Source organism: Streptomyces sp. NPDC006476 (assembly GCF_040612015.1).
In the GTDB taxonomy this organism is placed as follows: domain Bacteria; phylum Actinomycetota; class Actinomycetes; order Streptomycetales; family Streptomycetaceae; genus Streptomyces; species Streptomyces griseorubiginosus_B.
Genome location: NZ_JBEXPK010000006.1, coordinates 89,385 through 107,223, shown reverse-complemented (window position 1 = coordinate 107,223; position 17,839 = coordinate 89,385). Strand labels below are relative to the sequence as shown.

Sequence of the window (17,839 nt, the reverse complement as noted above, 5' to 3'; positions counted from 1 at the left end):
GATGCAGTACTACTGCTGGGCGCCGGGAGCCGACATGCGCCGTCACGCACTCACCATCGTGGTCACCCTCTGTGCCGTCGCGTCCCTGGCCGCCGCGGCCGGGGCGCCCTCGGCCGCCCGTACGACATCCGTGCCGGCCGTCCAGGCCACCCGGCACGTCAGGGCGCCGGTGCTCGTGGACTGTCTCTTCCATCCCAAGGTCCGGCCGGCCGACTTCGTGCTCGCCTGCGGCGACGGCAACAGCCGTCTGACGTCGCTGCGTTGGTTCCACTGGGGAACCGCGTCGGCGCGCGCCGTGGGCGTGAACTGGGTCAACGACTGCAAGCCGTACTGCGCGGCGGGCCGCTTCCACGCCTACCCCGTGGTCGTACGGCTGGATCATCCGCGGCCCTGGAAGAAGCGGCCGCAGCTGTCGCACTACGGCCGGATGACCCTGAAGTACACCAACGGCCACCCGGAGGGGTTCTCACGGACGGTGTCCTACCCGCTGTGGGACTGATCCCGCCGGTCCTGAGCGTCCCGCGCGGCCCGCAGCTGGGGTGACTCCCCCGCGGCCAGGTGTTCGAGCACCTCGACCAGCTCCTGACAGGCCTGCTGCACCGAGCGTCTGGTGTTGAGCTGCTCGGTGATCACCGCTGACAGCAGCAGCGCCGTCAGTGCCATCGCGCCGTTGAAGGCCTGAAGCTTGATCATGATCTCGATGCGGGACAGCCGCGCGAACGGGCCGGTCTCCTCGGTCGCCGCGACCGTGGCCAGGACGGAGGCGGCCAGCGCGCACAGCATGCTGCCGGCGAGCTGGAAGCGCAGAGCCGCCCAGATCACCAGCGGATAGACGAGGAAGAGCAGGCTGTCGGAGCTGCGGGTTACGAAGGGCAGGAGGGCGCAGGCGACCACGGTCAGGCCGACGGCCTCCGTCCAGCGGGGCCGGTGCGGCGGCCAGTGCGCGCGGGGCAGCAGAAGCAGGACCGGGGTCACGATCAGCACCCCCATCGCGTCGCCGACCCACCACGCCGACCACACGAGCCAGAAGCTGTGCGCGGCGAGCTTCCCGGTGAACACGAGGCAGCCGGCGCCCGCGGTCGCGCTGATCAGCATGGACGCCAGCGCGCCCAGGAACACCAGCGCCACGCCGTCCCGCAGCCGGGCGAGGTCGGTGCGGAAGCCCACCCTGCACAGCAGGTAGTAGGCGCAGACGGGGGCGGCGGTGTTGCCCACGAGGGTGCCGATCACATCGGGCTGGACGGACGTGATGGACATGACGACGAGGAGGGCCCCCAGGACGATGCCGGGCCAGGCGCGCAGGCCGAACAGCAGCAGACAGGCCAGCGCCACCCCGGTGGGCGGCCAGATGGGGGTGACCACGGCGTTCTCGACGACCAGCTGGCGCAGCAGGCCCAGCCGCCCCGCTCCGACATAGACGGCGGCGACGCCCGCCGTCAGGAAGGCGAGGTCGAGAGGGCGGCGCAGACCCTGGTTACCCACCACAGATGCCATCAGACACCGTCACCGCCCGCTCGGCGAGGCGAGCCGGTCCTACCTCGTCGCGGCCGGGTCGTCGTGGGTGACGACCAGGACGGCCGCGTCGTCCTCGTGCCCGACCCGTTCGGCCACCTTCATCACGGCGGCGGCCAGCGGGTCGGCCGGCATGCCTGCCACGGCGGCGATGCCGGCGAGCCGGGCGACCTGGTCGAGACCCTCGTCGACGCTCAGCGAGGGGCCCTCCACGACGCCGTCGGTGACCAGGACCAACACTCCGCCGGGGGTGATCCGGTGCCGGGTCACGGGATAGCGGACGCCGTCCAGGATGCCGAGCGGCGGGCCGCCCTCGTCCTCGGCGACGCCGGACTTTCCGTCGGCGGTGGCCCAGATGTGGGGGACGTGTCCGGCGCGGGCGCTCTCCAGGGCGCCGGTGGCCGGGTCGAGCCGTATGAAGGTGCAGGTGGCGAAGAGGTCGGTGCCCAGGGACAGGAGCAGGTCGTTGGTGCGGGCCAGCAGCTCCCCGGGCTCGCTCGCCACGGAGGCGAGGGCCCGCAGGGTGACCCGGACCTGGCCCATGAACGCGGCCGCCTCGATGTTGTGGCCCTGGACGTCGCCGATGGACAGTCCGATGCGGCCGTCGGGCATGGTGAAGGCGTCGTACCAGTCGCCTCCGACGTTGAGGCCGTGGTAGGCGGGGGCGTAGCGGACGGCCAGGCGGAGGTGGTGTGCGGACGGCAGGTCCCTGGGCAGCATGCCGCGCTGCAGGGCGACGGCCAGCTCGACCCGGGAGCGCTGCAGCTCGGCCAGCTCGCGCGCCCGGGCGGTCAGCGACCCGAGACGGGCGAGCAGTTCGTCGCCGTCCTCCGTAGGGCGTGTGAGGGACATTGATCACTCCGGCGGGGCCGTGGGCCGTCGCCCCTTCAGGGCAAACCCCCGATTTCGGGTTTAAGAGGATCATAACGACAGAGTCAGGGCGAAGCGGGGTTCCGCCCTGACTCCACCACCACGGTGATCAGCCGCCCAGGGCGGCCATGACGACGTCCTTCGCCTCCTCCTGCACCTGGCGCAGGTGGTCGGGACCGTGGAAGGACTCGGCGTAGATCTTGTACACGTCCTCGGTGCCCGACGGGCGGGCCGCGAACCAGGCGTTCTCGGTACTGACCTTGATACCGCCGATCGCGGCGCCGTTGCCCGGTGCCTCGGTGAGCACCCCGGTGACCGGCTCGCCGGCCAGGGTGTCGGCGGTGACCTGGGCCGATGAGAGCTTGGCCAGCAGTGCCTTCTCCTCGCGGGTCGCGGGGGCGTCGATACGTGCGTAGGCCGGGGTCCCGAAGCGCTCGGTCAGGGCCGCGTAGTGCTCCGAGGGGGTCCTTCCGGTGACGGCGGTGATCTCCGAGGCGAGCAGCGCCAGGATGATGCCGTCCTTGTCGGTGGTCCACACCGAGCCGTCCCGGCGCAGGAAGGAGGCGCCCGCCGACTCCTCGCCGCCGAAGCCGATCGAGCCGTCGACGAGACCGTCCACGAACCACTTGAACCCGACCGGCACCTCGACCAGCCGGCGTCCGAGGTCCGCGGCGACCCGGTCGATCATGGTCGACGACACCAGGGTCTTGCCGATACCGGTGTCGGCGGGCCACTGGTCGCGGTGGCCGTAGAGGTAGGCGATGGCGGCGGCCAGGTAGTGGTTGGGGTTCATCAGACCGGCGTCCGGGGTGACGATGCCGTGCCGGTCGGAGTCGGCGTCATTGCCCGTGGCGATGGTGAAACGGTCCCGCTGTTCGATCAGCGAGGCCATCGCGTACGGCGAGGAGCAGTCCATCCGGATCTTGCCGTCCCAGTCCAGCGTCATGAACCGCCAGGTGGGATCGGTGAGCGGGTTGACCACGGTCAGGTCGAGCCGGTGCTGCTCGGCGATCCGGCCCCAGTAGGCCACCGAGGCCCCGCCCAGCGGGTCGGCGCCGATGCGGACGCCGGCGGAGCGGATGGCGTCGAGGTCCAGCACCTGGGGCAGGTCGGCGACGTACGCGCCCAGGTAGTCGTGGCGCCGAGTGGTCTCGGCGGCGAGCGCCCGGGCATAGGTGACGCGCTGTACGTCCTTCAGACCGCCGGCGATGATCTCGTTGGCCCGGTCCTGGATCCAGGACGTGGCCTCCGAGCCGGCCGGTCCCCCGCTCGGCGGGTTGTACTTGAAGCCTCCGTCGGCGGGCGGGTTGTGGGAGGGGGTGACCACGACGCCGTCGGCGAGGCCGGAGGCGCGGCCGCGGTTGTGGGTGAGGATGGCGTGCGAGACCGCCGGGGTGGGCGTGTAGCCGTCGGCGCTGTCGATGAGCACCGTCACGCCGTTGGCCGCGAACACCTCGAGCGCGGTGACCTGCGCCGGCTCGGACAGGGCATGGCTGTCGGCGCCGAGGAAGAGGGGCCCGTCGGTGCCCTGCCGGGCCCGGTACTCGCAGATCGCCTGGCTGGTGGCGGCGATGTGGTCCTCGTTGAACGCGGTCGCCAGGGACGACCCGCGGTGCCCCGAGGTACCGAACGCCACCCGCTGCCCCGGGTCCGCGGGGTCCGGGTGCAGCGCGTAGTACGCGGTGACCAGCCGGGCGACGTCGACGAGGTCCTCGGGGCCCGCCGGCTGACCCGCTCGCTCGTGCTGCATGTGCCCGCTCCTCCACATCGGTTGACCAAAACGCCTGCCGCCCCCCATCTTCCCTCGTCAAGGGGGCGGCAAGCGAGAGCGGGTCAGTGTCCGGGCCGCCCCAGCAGCGCGCACACGAAGTTCTCCTGGACGGTGCGCAGGCGTTGCAGCAGCTGCGGGTTGGTGGACTGGGTGATCTGTGAGGTGACGGAGAAGGTCAGCGACCGGCGGCCGTCGGGGGTGGCGGCGGCCAGCTGGGTGTAGCCGGCGGTGTTTCCGGTGTGCCCCAGCACGACACCGCACCGGGTCTCGTAGCGGAACAGCGCCAGCCCGGCGGAGTTGCGGCCGGGACCCGCGGGCTCGGACGCCCCGGGGATCCAGCGCCGTTGCTGGCGTACGACGTCCGGGCCGAAGAGGGCGCCGCCCACGTAGCCGCGGATGAAGCGGGTCAGGTCGGCGGGCGTGGAGACGATGCCTCCCGATGCCCATGAGGCGGAGGCGCTGAAGAGTTCGCTGACGTCCTCCGGGGGCGCGGGCGGGGCGACGGCATAGCCGTGCAGATAGGGCCGGGGCATGAGGTAGCCCTGGGGCAGGCTGGTGTCGCGCAGGTGCAGCGGCCGGTAGACGAGCTCGCGCAGCAGTTGCTCGTACGGCGTCCCGGTGACCGCCTCCGCCATCAGGGCGACGGCGATGTTGTCGGAGTTGGAGTAGTGGTACTGGCTGCCGGGACGGAACAGCAGGGGCTCGTCGGCCACGAAGTCGAGCAGGTGATGGGGATCGAAGATGTGGTGCGGGTCGGCCGTGATGATCTGCCGGAACTCCGGGTCGTCCGAGTAGTCGGGCAGGCCGCTGGTGTGGTTCAGGAGTTGACGCAGGGTCACCTGGTACCAGGCTTTGGGAAGCTGGGGCAGTCTGCGGCCGATGGTGTCGTCCAGGCGGAGCGCGTGCCGGTCGACGAGGCTGAGAGCGACCGCGCCGCTGAACGCCTTCGCCACGCTGGCGATGCGCATGTGGTCGTTGATCTGCGGCTTGCGGCCGGTGGCGAGGTCGGCGACGCCGGCTGTGACGACACGCCGGTGACCGTCCTGCTGCAGGACCGCGATGGCACCGGGCGGGCCGCCCGGGGTGTCCACCAGGGCTTCGAGCTGCCGGCGCAGGTCGGTGTCGCGGGGGCCGGGGGTGGCGGCGGTGCTCGCGGTGGCCGGGGTCAGTGCGGCCAGGCAGAGCGCGGCGACACAGGCCGCGCGCAGTCGGAGTCGGCGGGTGCGGGGCTGGGATGAAGGCATGGGGGCTCCGGGGGGGCGGTCGACAGGCCCACCTTTCCCCGCGTCGGCGACGGGAGCGTCCCGGGCTGCTGCATACGGCGCAACGGCGCGGCCATCAGGACTGATCGAATCCGACGAGAGTGCGCACCTCGAACTCGTCGTACGCCTGGGTCTCCTGGCGTCCGCTCAGGAGCGAGCCGAGCCGGCCGAGGAGGACGCCGACCGGGACGGAGACGATGCCGGGGTTCTGCTGGCGGTGTTGGCGCCCCAGGACACCAGGGCCCCAGGACATGCCGAGGACGCCCATGACGACGGCTGCGAGCCGCGCCACCCCACAGCCTGCGAAAGGCACGGATCTCCGCAATGGTCCATGGAGGAAGTGATCAGTCCAATAGTCCGGCTGCGAGCGTCGCGCCCAGTTCCCAGCACGCCTCGACGTCCGCCTTGCGGGGCTCGCCGGTGACCGTGACGGGCCGCGCGGTACGACGCCAGCCGAGTCCGGTGGTGATCGCGTCGATACCGCGCACCGCGCCGGTGACGTCGCTGCCGCCGTGCACGTAGTAGCCGAAGGGACGGCCCTGGGTGGCGTCCAGGCACGGGTAGTAGATCTGGTCGAAGAAGTGCTTGAGGGCCCCCGACATGTACCCGATGTTGGCCGGGGTGCCCAGCAGATACGCGTCGGCCGCGAGCACGTCGGACGCCGAGGCCGACAGGGCCGGGCGGCGGACCACCTCGACACCATCGATCTCCGGCGCGGTGGCACCGGAGACGACGGCTTCCAGCAGCGTCTGGCAGTTGGGCGACGGCGTGTGATGCACGATCAGCAAGGTGGGCACACCGGCACACTGCCGTCGCCTGCCCGCCTCGCGCAAGGCGACGCCGCGCCGGGGCGGGGCGCACGGAGCCGGTGGCTGGTCCGTGCGCCCCGCGAGGTCAGCGCAGGAAGCTGCGCTTGGAGCGGGCCAGCAGGATCAGGCCGCCGATCAGCAGCACGGTGCCGGCCGCGGCGGGCCACAGCGAGGTACCGGTCTCGGCGAGGTTCCCGCCCTGGACGGCCTGGGGCTCGGTCTGGTTCGCGGCGATCGGGGCGTTGCCGCCGGTGGCCTGGGACTGGGCGGAGCCGTCACCGGAGTTGCCGCCGCCGTTGGCCGGGGCGGCCGCTGCGCTGCGGGAGGGCGAGGGCTTCGCGTAGACCTTGGGCACCGACGTGCTGGAGATGGTCGGCTGGTCGTCGTTCGCCGGCTGGGTCTGCGGCGCGGTGGTCGCGGGCTGCGTCTGCTGCTCGCCCGATCCGGAGCCGGAGTTGCCGTTGTCGCCGGAGCCGGAACCCTGGTTGCCGTTGTTCCCTGAGCCGGACGCCCCACCCTGGTCGCCCTTGCCGCCGGAACCGCCCTGGTCTCCCTTGTCGCCGCCGTTGCCCTGGTCGCCCCCGGCGGGCGGGGTGGTGACGGTCTGCGTCGGCTCGGCTGTCGGGTTCTGGGACTGCTGCCCGCCGGGCTGGTCCGTCGGCTGCTCGCTCGGCTGCTGGGTCGCTCCGTCGTCGCCGCCCGGGTCCTCACCGGTGCCGGAGCCACACTGACGGCCGCCGTTGATGCAGGACACCATCTCCTTCATCAGGTTCTCGTCGAAGACGTTGATGAAGTCGCCGTGGTCGGTGACCGGCTTGTGCAGCTGTTCCGGGAAGGAGTCCACCGCGAACAGCGGTGTCGTACGGCCGCCGTCCTGGAGGCTGGGCGCCTTGACGTCGTAGACGATCCGCTGCACCAGCTGGGGTATCGCCTTGAACCCGTTCGCGCAGTTGCCGGAGGCGTCGGCGAAGGCCACGTGGGTGCGGTGGTTGGCGCTGTCGATGTTGCGGCCGTCCCAGCAGCTCTGGAAGCGGAAGGTGCGCACCACGTCGCTGCCCTGCGGGCACAGCGGGTACTTGTCCTTGAGCTGCCGGTCCTCGAACCCGGTGCAGCTCCAGGAGGCGTTGGCGTTGGCCGGACCGTTGACGAAGGCCTTCGCGTCACCGGTGATGATGCGCAGCAGCCGAGGCATTTCCGTGACCTGGCTGCGCGGGCTGCCGATGAACGTCATCGTGACCTGCTTGGGCGTGACGATCTGGCCGGCGTTGCCCTCGATGCCGCCACCGGGCGAGCCCGCGTCCTTCTCCTGTGTGCCGTTCTGCAGACGCAGCACCGGCCAGTAGTACGTGGACTTGTCGCCCTGGTTCTCGCAGCTGGTGTCGGCCTTCGCGAGGTCGTCGTCGCTGGCGAAGGCGTTGTTGGACTGGTTGCCGATGTAGTCGTGGAAGTGGTGGGCGCCGTTGGTGACACCGGGGGCGACGATCACGTTGTCCGAGTTGCGCAGCCCGCCCGCGTTGACACCGCAGCTGGTGGTGAAGGTGCCCTTGGAGACGAAGGAGTTCAGATCCGGCGCCGGGGCGTTGGGCTGGACGGTGTTGATGTCCTGGTAGTCCGCGGTGACCGGCCCGTTTCCGGCCTGACCCCCGTTGCCCGACTGCTGGTTGCCCTGACCCTGACCCTGGCCCTGACCCTGGCCTTGGCCCTGACCTTGCCCCTGGTCCTGTCCCTGGTTCTGGCCGTTCTGCGGGCTGCTGCTCGCGCCCTGCCCGCCGTCCTGCTGATTCCAGGTGCGCAGGGAGCAGCCGGCGAGGTCGTCGAGACCCGAGGGGCGGTCACCGGCGTTGTCGATGGCGTCGGTGATCCGCCCGATGGTCTCGGTCCGCTTCTCCTTCAGCGGGTTCATCACGGTGCCGTCGGTGAACCCGCTGTCCTGCCGCTGTTCCGGGGTCGCCGCCTGCAGCCGCTGGTAGGCCTCCGCGATCTGCTGGTCCAGCTGGGCCAGTTGCTGGTCGACGTCCGGCCGTGCCTGGTCGGGTACCTGCGTCAGCTTGCTGCCGACGTCCGGACAGTCGATCGTGCCGGACATGGCGCTGCGCGTGGTGGCCTGTTCCCCGTCCGAACCGCCCTCGGTGGCGGAGGCGTAGACGTTGGCCGCGACGAGCCCGCCGCCACCCAGGATCAGCGCGAAGGCCGCGAAGGTGGCGCGGCGTGGGCCTGTCGGGCGTCTGCGAGTGCTGCGTCCCACGAGAGTTCTCCTACGTCATGGCGGTCAGGCATGGAAATCCCTCGCCCCATACGGACCGCGGGGCCCGTCCGTTCAATCGCCCCTCGGATTCATAGAAGATTCTCAGTGGAGATCTCACGCCCCTCTTCCTCAGGCCCGTGCCGGCGCCGTGACCTGGTCGGCCGTCAGAGTCCTGCCGTACACGCGGAAGTCGTCGACGGAGGCCTTCAGGTACGGGTCGGCGTACTGGGCCCTGCCCAGGTACTCGGCCCGGGTGAGGTTGCCGAAGTACCCCGGCTCGACGGTGACCCGGGAGTTGCGGCCGACCTCCGCCGCGTCGACGCAGAACACGGCCGTGCCGCTGCCGTAGGTGACGGCCACGTGCACCCAGCGGTAGGTCGGCATCGGATCGGCGTCGATGCGCTGTTCGGCTCCGCCGCCGCCCGCGGTGATCGCGTACCGGAGGGTCCCGGCGTCGCTGCGCGGGGTGAGGGACATGTTGGCGGTGACGCCGGTGCCGAAGTCGAAGATCCGGTCCAGTGGTCGGGTTGGCCGTCGAGCCTCACCCATGTGGCCACCGAGTCTGCCGTTTCCGGTGGCTCGGCGGCGGTCGTGCCGGTGGTCCCGTCGAAGCGGTACCAGGCGGCGAACTCCGGCGGCGGGGCACGCCGACGGCGGCAGCTGGGTCGACAACAGTCACCGGCAACGCCCGGATCGAGGGTCTGGCCTGGGTCAACTCCGGTGCCGGCGTGAGCGGGAACGTGGTGGATCAGGCGCTGCTCCGGCACCTACCTGCCGCACAACCCGGACCGCGGCCCGGCGGGGGCGGCGAGAGCGACGTCGATCCGGCGTACTCGGCGTGACGGACGCGGAGCCGGCGATCGCCGTCCAGCCGGACACGCGGCGGGGCGCAACCGTGAGTCGGTGCGCCCCGCAAGGTCGTTGTCGCCGACAGCGGCGCCTCGGTCCTCGGATCCGGTGTGGTCAGCCGAGAGGGTCGAGGAAGGTCAGTACGGACGCGTCCTCCTCGATCAGCGGGGCGAGGGCGGTGTTGAACGGGGCACCGTAGGGAGCCTTGAGGTGTGCCTGGAAGGCGTCCTCGTCCTGGTACACCTCGAAGATCCAGAAGGCGCGCGGGTCGGCTGCCCTGGTGTAGGCCTCGAAGGCGAGGTTGCCCTCCTCCTCGCGCACCTTCCGGGTGTAGTCCCGCAGCAGGCCGGCGACCTCGTCCTCAGCCCCCTCGCGGGCGGTGAACTCGGCGAACAGGGTCTTTTTCACGATGGGGTGTCCTTGTGTGGGGTGCGGTGCGGCTGTCCGACGCCGGGCGTCAGAGACGTGGCGGCCATCCGGCCGGAGTTGTCAACCGGCCTTCGGGAGGAGCTTTTTGGCCCCGGTCATGATGGCGACCGCGTCCTCCATGGAGTGGGACTGCGGGGTGATGACGCCGGCGCAGCCGCCGAGACGCTGGATGTGGATGCGATCGGCGACGTCGAAGACGTTCGGCATGTTGTGGCTGATGAGGATGACGCCGAGGCCCTGGTCGCGCAGGTCGCGGACGAGCTTGAGGACCTGGCCGGTCTCCCGGACGCCCAGGGCGGCGGTGGGCTCGTCGAGGATGACGACCCGGCCGCCGAAGGCGCCCGCGCGGGCGACGGCCACCGACTGGCGCTGGCCCCCGGAGAGGGTCTCCACGGCCTGGTTGATGTTCTGCAGGGTGCTGATACCGAGTCGCTTGATGTGCTCGGACGCCTGCTTCTTCATCTCGCCGGTGTCGAGCATGCGGAACACCGAACCGAGCACGCCCTTGCGGCGGATCTCGCGAGCGAGGAACAGATTGCTGGCGATGTCCAGTGCCGGGGCGACGGCCAGGGTCTGGTAGACGGTCTCGATGCCGGCGTCGCGGGCGTCCTGAGGGCGCTTGAAGCCGACCTCCTTGCCGTCCACGAGGATGCTGCCCTGGTCCGGAACAAGGGCTCCGGACAGGCATTTGATCAGGGTGGACTTGCCGGCGCCGTTGTCGCCGATGACGGCGAGGACCTCGCCGGGGTACAGGGTGAGGTCGACGTCGTTGAGACCGACGACCCTGCCGAAGACCTTGACCAGGCCCTTGGCTTCGAGGACGGGGGCGGTGGGGGTTGTCACGACTTCACGCTCCGGATCCACTGGTCGACGGAGACGGCCGCGATCACCAGGATGCCGACCGCGAGGACTTGGTAGTTGGGGTCGATGCCGGCCAGCGCGAGGCCGTTGACGAAGACCTGGACGATGAGCGCGCCGATCAGTGAGCCGATCACCACGCCGCGTCCGCCGAAGAGGCTGGTTCCGCCGATGACGACGGCGGTGATGGACTGCAGATTGGCGTTGAGACCGCTGTTGGGGTCGCCGCCGCCGACCCGGCCGACCAGGATCCAGGCACCGACGGCGATGGCGAAGCCACCGACGACGTAGGCGCTCAGCAGGACCCGGTTGACGGAGATGCCGGCCAGTCGGGCGGCCTCGATGTCGTCTCCCACGGCGTACAGGTGCCGGCCCCAGGCGGTGTACCGCAGGGCATAGCCGATCACCACGTACAAGGCGATCATGAGCAGGACACCGTAGGTCAGGTTCAGCTGGCCGATGGAGATCGTCTCGCCGCTCCACATCAGGATGTTCCCCGGCTGCAGGGAGACGGTCTGCCCCTTGGCGTAGATGAGCGTGATCGCCGTGAAGACGCTCAGCGTGCCGAGGGTGACGATGAAGGGCGGCAGCTTGATCTTGGTGACCAGCAGTCCGTTGACGGCCTGGGCGGCGATGGCGACGACCGCCCCGGCGAGCAGGGCCGTCACACCCGGCCAGTGGTTGTCGGCGACGAGCTTCGACATCAGCAGCGAGGCGAGCACCATGACCGCGCCGATGGACAGGTCGATGCCGGCGGTGAGGATGATGACGGTCTGGCCGACGGCGAGCGAGCCGATGACAGCGACCTGCTGGGCCACCAGCGACAGGTTCTGCAGGGCGTAGAAGCGGTCGTTGACCAGGGAGAACACGATCGCGGCGAGTACCAGGACGATCGCCGGGCTGAGGGCCGGCTGGCGGTGCAGCACGGAGTGGATGCGCTGGGCCGGGGTGGCGGGCCGGTTGAGGAACTCCTCCGCCGGTGCCGGTGTGGCTTGACTGTCCACGTGGGTGGTCACAGGGGGTCCTTCCGGATTGTCCTCGTGCGGGCCTTCATTCGGGCGCCGGGGCTCATGACGTGCGGGTGCGCCGCCGGGGGTCGGGGGCCGGCGGCGCACCGGCTCGGAGGGGATCAGCTGCCCCAGCAGGCGGATGCGGCCTGCGACGGGGACTGGACGGTCAGACCGTCGAGGGCCTTGGCGGCGACCAGCGCGGTGCCGGTGTCGTAGAACGACTTGCCGTTGGTCACGCTGGGCTTGCTGCCGCCGCGGGCCAGCTTGGCGATGGAGCTGACGCCGAGAGCGGCCATCTTGCCGGGGTACTGCACGGCGTCGGCCGCGAACTTCCCGCTGGTGACGTTCTTCAGGCCGGAGCAGCTGCCGTCGATCGCGTAGATCGCGACGTTCTTCTCCTTGCCGGCCGCCTTCAGGGCGTTGTAGGCGCCCTCGCCGGCGGGCTCGTTGATGGCGTATACGACGTTGATGTCCGGGTTGGACGACAGGCAGTTCTCCATCGCGGTGCGTCCGCCGTCGATGGCACCCTGGGTGGGCTGGTGGCAGGCGATCTTGTACGTGCCGCCCTTGCCGCCGGTGTACTTGCCGGACTTGGCCTCCTTGCCGTTCTCCGTCTTGCTGCCCGGGTCGATGCCCATGCCCTCCAGGAAGCCGTGGTCCCGGTCGATGTCGACGGAGACGACCTGGTTGTTGAACAGGTCGAGCATGGCGATGACCGCGGGCTTGCCGTTCAGGGCCGCCGCGGCGTACTGGCCGTCGAGCTTGCCGGCCTGCTCGTTGTCGGTGGCGTAGGTGATGTCGGCGACGTCGGCCGGGTTGGGCGCGGTGTCCAGGGCGATCACGAACAGGCCGGCCTGCTTGGCGCGCTTGAGCGCGGCGTTCACCGCGTCGCCGTTGGTGGTGATCAGGATGCCCTTGTCGCCGCGTGAGATGGCGTTGTCGATGGCCGTGATCTGCGTCTGGGTGTCGCCGTCGGTGGTGCCCGCCGCCACGGTGAGGCTCACCTTGTCCTTGGCGGCCTGGGTCTTGGCGTCCTTCTCCATGCTCACGAAGTAGGGGTTGGTGAGCGTCTTGAGGATCAGCGAGACGCCCACCTTGCCGCCGCCGCCCGACCCGGACGCGGAGCTGCTCGAGTCCGAGGAACCGCAGGCGGTGAGGGTGACACCGAGGCACACGGTGATGCCGACGGCTGCCGCCCGGATGCGCCGACTGCGAAGGCTCGATGCCTGGCTGGTGGAGAAGTTCATGGCTTGATCCCTTTCGGAGCCGTCCCGTGGTCGACGCTGAGACAACGTTGACTGGGCGAGATACTGGGCCTGTATGGACGAGCCCGTCAAGACGCTGATAGACATGCGTGGGCAACGAGTAGGTAACGCGGAATTGGTTGGAGACAACGATGACTCAGGGTGAGGCGCCGCCCCGGACCCCTCGCAGCCGCCCCACCATGCGTGAGGTGGCCGCGTTGGCCGGCGTGGCCATCAAGACGGTCTCGCGCGTCTTCAACGGCGTCCCCACCGTCGATCCGGCGATCGTCACCCGAGTCCGCGAGGCCGCCGACAAACTGGGCTACCGGCCCAACCTCACCGCCAGCAGTCTGCGCCGGGGGGACGGCCGTACGGCCACCATCGGGATGCTCGTCGAGGACGCGGCCAACCCCTTCTCTGCGGCCCTGACCCGCACCGTGGAGAACGTGGCCCGCGAGCGCGGAAGTCTGGTGCTGGTCGGCAGCCTGGACGAGGACCCGGCCAGGGAACGCGAGTTGGCCCAGGCCCTGATCGACCGCCGGGTCGACGGGCTGGTGATCGTGCCGGCCGGCCGCGACCACAGCTACCTGATCAGCGAACAGCGCTCGGGCACCTGCATGGTCTTCGTCGACCGCGAGCCCAGCCTGCTCGATGCGGACGCCGTCGTCTCCGACAACCGGCAGGGCGCCGTCACCGCCGTCGACCACCTACTCAAGGCCGGCCACCGCCGCATCGCCTACCTCGGCGACCGGGCGACCATCTCCACCGCGGCCCAGCGCTTCGACGGCTACCGGCACGCCCTGGAAGTCGCGCACATCGCGTATGACGACGAACTCGTGCACCACACCGGGGCCAGCGAGGAGGCGGCCATCGACGCGACCAGGCACGTCCTTGCGCTGCCGGACCCGCCCACGGCGCTGTTCACCAGTCAGAACCTGGTCACCATCGGTGCCGTTCGCGCGCTGCGCGCCCTCGGCCGGCAGCACTCGGTCGCCCATGTGGGCTTCGACGACTTCCCTCTGGCCGACATCCTCAGCCCGGGGATCTCCGTCATCGCCCAGAACATCGAGCAGGTGGGCAAGACGGCCGCCGAGATGCTCTTCCGCAGGCTGGACGGCGACGAGTCGGCCGCGACCACCATCACTGTGCCGACCCGGCTGATCGAGCGGGGCTCCGGCGAGATCCGAGCCGGAGGACATCATGACTGAGGCGACGCACGGCACGGGCCGGGGGCCGGCCGTGACCGTGATCGGCGAGGCCCTCGTCGACATGGTCCAGCTGGAGGCGCCCGGCGACTACCGCGCCCACCCCGGCGGCAGTCCGTTCAACGTGGCCGTCGGTCTCGCCCGTCTGGGCCACCACACCGCCCTCATGGCGCGGCTGGCCGACAACGCCTTCGGCCGGATGCTGCGCGCCCACGCCGTGGCCGAGGGCATCGACCTGGCCTTCTCCCCGTACGCCGCCGAACCGACCACGCTGGCCGTGGTCTCCATGGACCCGCAGGGACGGGCCAGTTACGACTTCTATCTGGACGGCACGGCGGACTGGCAGTGGACCGAGGCGGAGACCGCCCGCGTGCCCGCGGGCACCGGCGTACTGCACTTCGGCTCCGTCGCGTCCTGGACACCACCGGGCGGCGAGCACATCCACGCCGCCGCCGAGCGGCTGCGGGCCGACGGCAGGACGCTGATCAGCTACGACCCCAACATCCGCCCGGCCCTGCTGGGTGACCCGCAACGCGGCCGGCACGCCGTCGAGCGCAGCGTCGGTGTGGCCCACATCGTCAAGGCCAGCCGCGAGGACGTGGAGTGGCTCTACCCGGATGCGCCGATCGAGCGGATCGCCGCCCGCTGGCTGGACCTCGGTCCGCTCCTGGTCGTGATCACCGACGGCCCCGACGGCGCCCACGCCTTCCACGCCGGCGCGGGAAGCTTCAGCCGCGCGGGCCGGAAGGTCGCCGTGGTGGACACCGTCGGTGCGGGCGACGCCTTCACCGCAGGCCTCCTCGGCGCCCTGCTCCGCCGCGGGCTGCACACCCCGCACAGCCTCGCCGCCGCGGCGGCCGCCTCCCTGGCCGCCGCCGTGGACGACGCGGTCCTCGTCTCCGCCCTCACCTGCGAACGCATGGGCGCCGACCCGCCCACCGCGCTGCCGCGCCCCGACCGACCCGCCGACGCGCCGCTCACCCCGGGAGACTTCGCCCGCACCGACGACGGCGCCCGCACGGTGGGGCGGGACCGGACACCGGACGCGGTGCAGACGCCCGAGCCGATCCGCACCTGACACAGACGCCCCGAGCCTGTGACCGGGCCCGCGGCGAACCGTGGACCCGGCAGACATGCCCGGGCACGCTCACTTCCAGATGGACTCCAGTCGCCACGCCTGCAGACGGGTGAGGGTGGCGCTCCCGTCCTCGGCGAAGACGTCGACGCCGGTGCTGGAGGGGTCGGGGAAGATCTGGTCGGTGAGCACGACCTGTTCACCGCGTGCGTTGTCGGCGTAGACCTCCACGGACGACGCGTCGACGAGGACGTGCAGGCGCAGCTGCTTGCCGTGGAGGGCGAGCGGGGCGCGGTCGACACTGGAGAAGGTGGGGTCGAAGCCGGTCGCGCCGGAGCCGGTGCGGTCCAGGTAGACCTCGCCGGTGGTGGTGTCGTAGCCGATCCGGGTGCGCTGTCCGGCCCCGGTGCGCACGTCGAGGCCGAAGCGGGCGGCGGTGCGTGGGGCCAGTTCCGCCTGCAGCTCCAGGGGGCTGCCGTCGACGCCGAGCGCGGTGACGCCGCCGGTGACGGTCGTGGCCGGAACGGTGGTGCCGGCCTGACGCAGGGTCTTCAGCTCGCCCACCGGCTGCTGGGCCAGCTGGATCGTGCCGTCGACGGTCCTCAGGGTGAGCCCGCGGGGGAAGGTGTCGGCGCTGCGCCAGGGGCTGGTGGGGATGCTCTGGCCGTAGTTCCAGCTGTTCATCCAGGCGATCATGACGCGCCGTCCACCGGGGACGTCGTTGAAGGTGTTGGCGGCGTAGAAGTCCTGACCGTAGTCGAACCAGTGGGCGCGCCGGGTGGCGGACAGAGCGGGCTTGTCGGCGGCCGTGAACTGGTCGGCCAGTACGTGCCCCCAGCCGCCGGTGTTGGCGTCCACGAGCTGGATCCTGGCCTGCTTGCCCTGGTAGGCGGTGGTGTTGAAGGAGGCCCAGTCCAGGTTCTCGGAGTCGGCGCCGGTGGCACTCTGCACGACCTTGCCGTCCACCAGCAGGTTGACGCCGGTCTCCTGGGAGCGGGGCTGGGCCTGGGTGTCGGACAGGACGACCTGATCGAGGTTGATGTGTCCCCAGCCGCCGGTGTTGGCGTCCACCACCTTGATCCGGGCCTGCTTGCCCCGCAGATCCGACAGGTCCCAGGAGGCCCAGTTCAGGGCCTCGGCGTTGGCGCCGGTGGCGGAGCGCACCACCTTGCCGTCGACGACGAGTTCCACGGCCGTGGGAGCGTCGGAGCCGGCGGCGTGGTAGCCGCCGCCGATGAGGAAGTCCAGATACCTCTTGTCGATGGTGAAGCTCGGTGAGATCAGGGTGCCGGTGGAGGCGTCGCCGTTGAGATAGCTGTTGACGAGGCCGTGGCCGAGGAAACCGGAGACCTGCTGCTGATCGGGCAGGGTGCCCTGGGCGGGACCGGTCCCGAAGGCGTCACCGGTGGCGGTCCAGTCGCCGATGGGGCTGGCGTAGGTACCGCCTTCGAAGTCGGCGAGGGTCTCGCCGGCCGGCGTGGGCTCGTCGCCCACCACGGAGCCGGGCTGGTGGGGGTGGTTGCCGCCGCCGACCTTGAAGTTGATGTAGTCGCTGGTCACCGTGAACGCGGGCGACGTCAGAGTGCCGGTGGAGGCGTCGCCGCCGTGGAAGCTGTTGGCGAAGTCCTTGCCCTCGAAGCCGGTGACCGGGCTCTGGCCGTCGAGGGCTCCGGTTGCCGGCGCGTCGGCGAAGGCACTTCCGGCGGCGGTCCAGTCGCCGAACGTGCCGGACTCGAAGTCCTGCACCACCGGGCCGCCGGGCGGGGTGTAGGTGCCGTCGTCGTCCGCGGTGAAGTGCGTGCCGTCGAAGTCGCCGACGAAGTACTGGGCGCCGGAACCTCCGGCGACGGCACCGGGGTTGAGGTTGACGGCCAGCACCCACTTGGTCCTGTCCGGGTTGCCGTCCACGGGCAGCGGGAACAGGTCCGGGCACTCCCACACCCCGCCGGTGGCGCCGGCCGGGCCGAAGTCGCTCAGGTGACTCCAGTGCTTGAGGTCGGCAGAGCCGTAGAAGGAGATCTTGTGCTGGTCGGAGAGCGCGACGGCCATCAGCCAGCTCCTCGTGGGGGCGTACCAGAAGACCTTCGGGTCACGGAAGTTGACCGAGTCGAGGTCGAGGACCGGATTGCCGGAGTACCTGGTCCAGGTGGTGCCGCCGTCGGTGCTGTAGGCCAGCGACTGCCGCTGGATCCCGGTGGACTTCACCAGGCTCGTGTAGACAGCGACCAGCGGCGGGTTCTTCCTGCTGCCCAGGCCGGAGGTGTTGTCCTTGTCCAGCACCACACTGCCGGAGAAGACCATCTCGTCGTCGTCCTGCGGAATGGCAACCGGCAGTTGTTTCCAGTGGACCAGGTCGGTGCTGACCGCGTGCCCCCAGGACATGTTGCCCCAGGTGTCACCGGACGGGTTGTACTGGAAGAACAGGTGGTATCGGCCCTTGTACCAGATCAGGCCGTTGGGGTCGTTCATCCAGTTCCGGGCCGGGCTGAAGTGGACCTGAGGGCGGTACTGCTCGTGGTACAGCGAGTCGGCCGAAGCCGGCGCGGCGGCGACCAGACCGAGCCCGGACAGAACGGCGAGGGCGGCGACAAGTCTGCGGCGGGGACGAGACGTTGAGGACATGACGCTCCTTCACAGGCGTGCGAGCTTCGGCGCAGCCGTGGGGCCGGGAGACCCGCGTGGGAGGCGGGCGCGGGCGGG

Annotated in this window: 16 protein-coding genes; 3 read left to right on the top strand and 13 right to left on the bottom strand. The window is 70.7% G+C overall.

Annotated elements, in window-relative coordinates; genetic code table 11:
- Positions 1-34: 34 nt before the first annotated feature.
- Positions 35-499, top strand: coding sequence for a hypothetical protein (locus ABZZ74_RS08870; protein ID WP_356762603.1), 465 nt, complete (start codon positions 35-37; stop codon positions 497-499).
- Here the strand turns inward: ABZZ74_RS08870 and ABZZ74_RS08865 are convergent.
- The 12 genes from ABZZ74_RS08865 to ABZZ74_RS08810 form a co-directional block, all read right to left on the bottom strand.
- Complete coding sequence (locus tag ABZZ74_RS08865) at positions 481-1,494, bottom strand: MASE1 domain-containing protein (protein ID WP_356762602.1); 1,014 nt, start codon at positions 1,492-1,494, stop codon at positions 481-483. The genes ABZZ74_RS08870 and ABZZ74_RS08865 overlap by 19 nt on opposite strands.
- Positions 1,495-1,533: 39 nt before the next feature.
- Positions 1,534-2,364, bottom strand: coding sequence for a PP2C family protein-serine/threonine phosphatase (locus ABZZ74_RS08860; RefSeq protein ID WP_356762601.1), 831 nt, complete (start codon positions 2,362-2,364; stop codon positions 1,534-1,536).
- A gap of 127 nt (positions 2,365-2,491) precedes the next feature.
- Positions 2,492-4,132, bottom strand: coding sequence for a phosphoglucomutase (alpha-D-glucose-1,6-bisphosphate-dependent) (pgm, locus tag ABZZ74_RS08855; protein ID WP_356762600.1), 1,641 nt, complete (start codon positions 4,130-4,132; stop codon positions 2,492-2,494).
- An 83-nt stretch (positions 4,133-4,215) separates the two neighbouring features.
- On the bottom strand, positions 4,216-5,397 hold the full coding sequence (locus ABZZ74_RS08850; protein ID WP_356762599.1) for a serine hydrolase domain-containing protein: 1,182 nt from the start codon (positions 5,395-5,397) through the stop codon (positions 4,216-4,218).
- Positions 5,398-5,491: 94 nt separating this feature from the next.
- The gene (locus ABZZ74_RS08845; protein ID WP_356762598.1) at positions 5,492-5,728 is read right to left on the bottom strand and encodes a hypothetical protein; all 237 of its coding nucleotides are present in this window, start codon (positions 5,726-5,728) and stop codon (positions 5,492-5,494) included.
- Between the two features lie 31 nt (positions 5,729-5,759).
- Positions 5,760-6,212, bottom strand: coding sequence for an NAD(P)H-dependent oxidoreductase (locus ABZZ74_RS08840; RefSeq protein ID WP_356762597.1), 453 nt, complete (start codon positions 6,210-6,212; stop codon positions 5,760-5,762).
- A 97-nt stretch (positions 6,213-6,309) separates the two neighbouring features.
- Entirely contained in the window at positions 6,310-8,469 is a 2,160-nt protein-coding gene (locus ABZZ74_RS08835) for a DUF1996 domain-containing protein (protein ID WP_356762596.1), read from the bottom strand.
- 129 nt (positions 8,470-8,598) lie between these two features.
- On the bottom strand, positions 8,599-9,018 hold the full coding sequence (locus ABZZ74_RS08830; protein ID WP_356762595.1) for a LamG domain-containing protein: 420 nt from the start codon (positions 9,016-9,018) through the stop codon (positions 8,599-8,601).
- 414 nt (positions 9,019-9,432) lie between these two features.
- Positions 9,433-9,726, bottom strand: a complete 294-nt coding sequence (locus tag ABZZ74_RS08825; RefSeq protein WP_356762594.1) for a putative quinol monooxygenase — start codon at positions 9,724-9,726, stop codon at positions 9,433-9,435.
- An 81-nt stretch (positions 9,727-9,807) separates the two neighbouring features.
- The gene (locus ABZZ74_RS08820; RefSeq protein ID WP_356762593.1) at positions 9,808-10,590 is read right to left on the bottom strand and encodes an ATP-binding cassette domain-containing protein; all 783 of its coding nucleotides are present in this window, start codon (positions 10,588-10,590) and stop codon (positions 9,808-9,810) included.
- Complete coding sequence (locus ABZZ74_RS08815) at positions 10,587-11,621, bottom strand: ABC transporter permease (protein WP_356762592.1); 1,035 nt, start codon at positions 11,619-11,621, stop codon at positions 10,587-10,589. Before ABZZ74_RS08815 ends, ABZZ74_RS08820 begins: the two co-directional genes overlap by 4 nt.
- Before the next feature lie 113 nt (positions 11,622-11,734).
- Positions 11,735-12,862: a substrate-binding domain-containing protein gene (locus ABZZ74_RS08810; protein WP_356762591.1), complete on the bottom strand. Its 1,128-nt coding sequence runs from the start codon at positions 12,860-12,862 to the stop codon at positions 11,735-11,737.
- 149 nt (positions 12,863-13,011) lie between these two features.
- On the opposite strand from ABZZ74_RS08810, the gene ABZZ74_RS08805 reads away from it, so the two are divergent.
- A complete protein-coding gene (locus tag ABZZ74_RS08805) occupies positions 13,012-14,067 on the top strand; it encodes a LacI family DNA-binding transcriptional regulator (RefSeq protein ID WP_356762590.1) in 1,056 nt (351 codons plus the stop codon).
- Positions 14,060-15,142: a carbohydrate kinase gene (locus ABZZ74_RS08800; protein WP_356762589.1), complete on the top strand. Its 1,083-nt coding sequence runs from the start codon at positions 14,060-14,062 to the stop codon at positions 15,140-15,142. The genes ABZZ74_RS08805 and ABZZ74_RS08800 overlap by 8 nt, the downstream gene beginning before the upstream one ends.
- Before the next feature lie 69 nt (positions 15,143-15,211).
- On the opposite strand, the gene ABZZ74_RS08795 is transcribed toward ABZZ74_RS08800, so the two are convergent.
- Positions 15,212-17,761, bottom strand: coding sequence for a GH32 C-terminal domain-containing protein (locus ABZZ74_RS08795; protein ID WP_356762588.1), 2,550 nt, complete (start codon positions 17,759-17,761; stop codon positions 15,212-15,214).
- Positions 17,762-17,839: the final 78 nt, after the last annotated feature.

What these genes read in the sequence shown, in the direction of transcription:
- ABZZ74_RS08870 (WP_356762603.1), top strand. Translation starts at nt 35, where the DNA reads ATGCGCCGTCACGCACTCACCATCGTGGTCACCCTCTGTGCCGTCGCG.
- ABZZ74_RS08865 (WP_356762602.1), bottom strand. Translation starts at nt 1,494, where the DNA reads ATGGCATCTGTGGTGGGTAACCAGGGTCTGCGCCGCCCTCTCGACCTC.
- ABZZ74_RS08860 (WP_356762601.1), bottom strand. Translation starts at nt 2,364, where the DNA reads ATGTCCCTCACACGCCCTACGGAGGACGGCGACGAACTGCTCGCCCGT.
- pgm (WP_356762600.1), bottom strand. Translation starts at nt 4,132, where the DNA reads ATGCAGCACGAGCGAGCGGGTCAGCCGGCGGGCCCCGAGGACCTCGTC.
- ABZZ74_RS08850 (WP_356762599.1), bottom strand. Translation starts at nt 5,397, where the DNA reads ATGCCTTCATCCCAGCCCCGCACCCGCCGACTCCGACTGCGCGCGGCC.
- ABZZ74_RS08830 (WP_356762595.1), bottom strand. Translation starts at nt 9,018, where the DNA reads ATGGGTGAGGCTCGACGGCCAACCCGACCACTGGACCGGATCTTCGAC.
- ABZZ74_RS08810 (WP_356762591.1), bottom strand. Translation starts at nt 12,862, where the DNA reads ATGAACTTCTCCACCAGCCAGGCATCGAGCCTTCGCAGTCGGCGCATC.
- ABZZ74_RS08805 (WP_356762590.1), top strand. Translation starts at nt 13,012, where the DNA reads ATGACTCAGGGTGAGGCGCCGCCCCGGACCCCTCGCAGCCGCCCCACC.
- ABZZ74_RS08800 (WP_356762589.1), top strand. Translation starts at nt 14,060, where the DNA reads ATGACTGAGGCGACGCACGGCACGGGCCGGGGGCCGGCCGTGACCGTG.
- ABZZ74_RS08795 (WP_356762588.1), bottom strand. Translation starts at nt 17,761, where the DNA reads ATGTCCTCAACGTCTCGTCCCCGCCGCAGACTTGTCGCCGCCCTCGCC.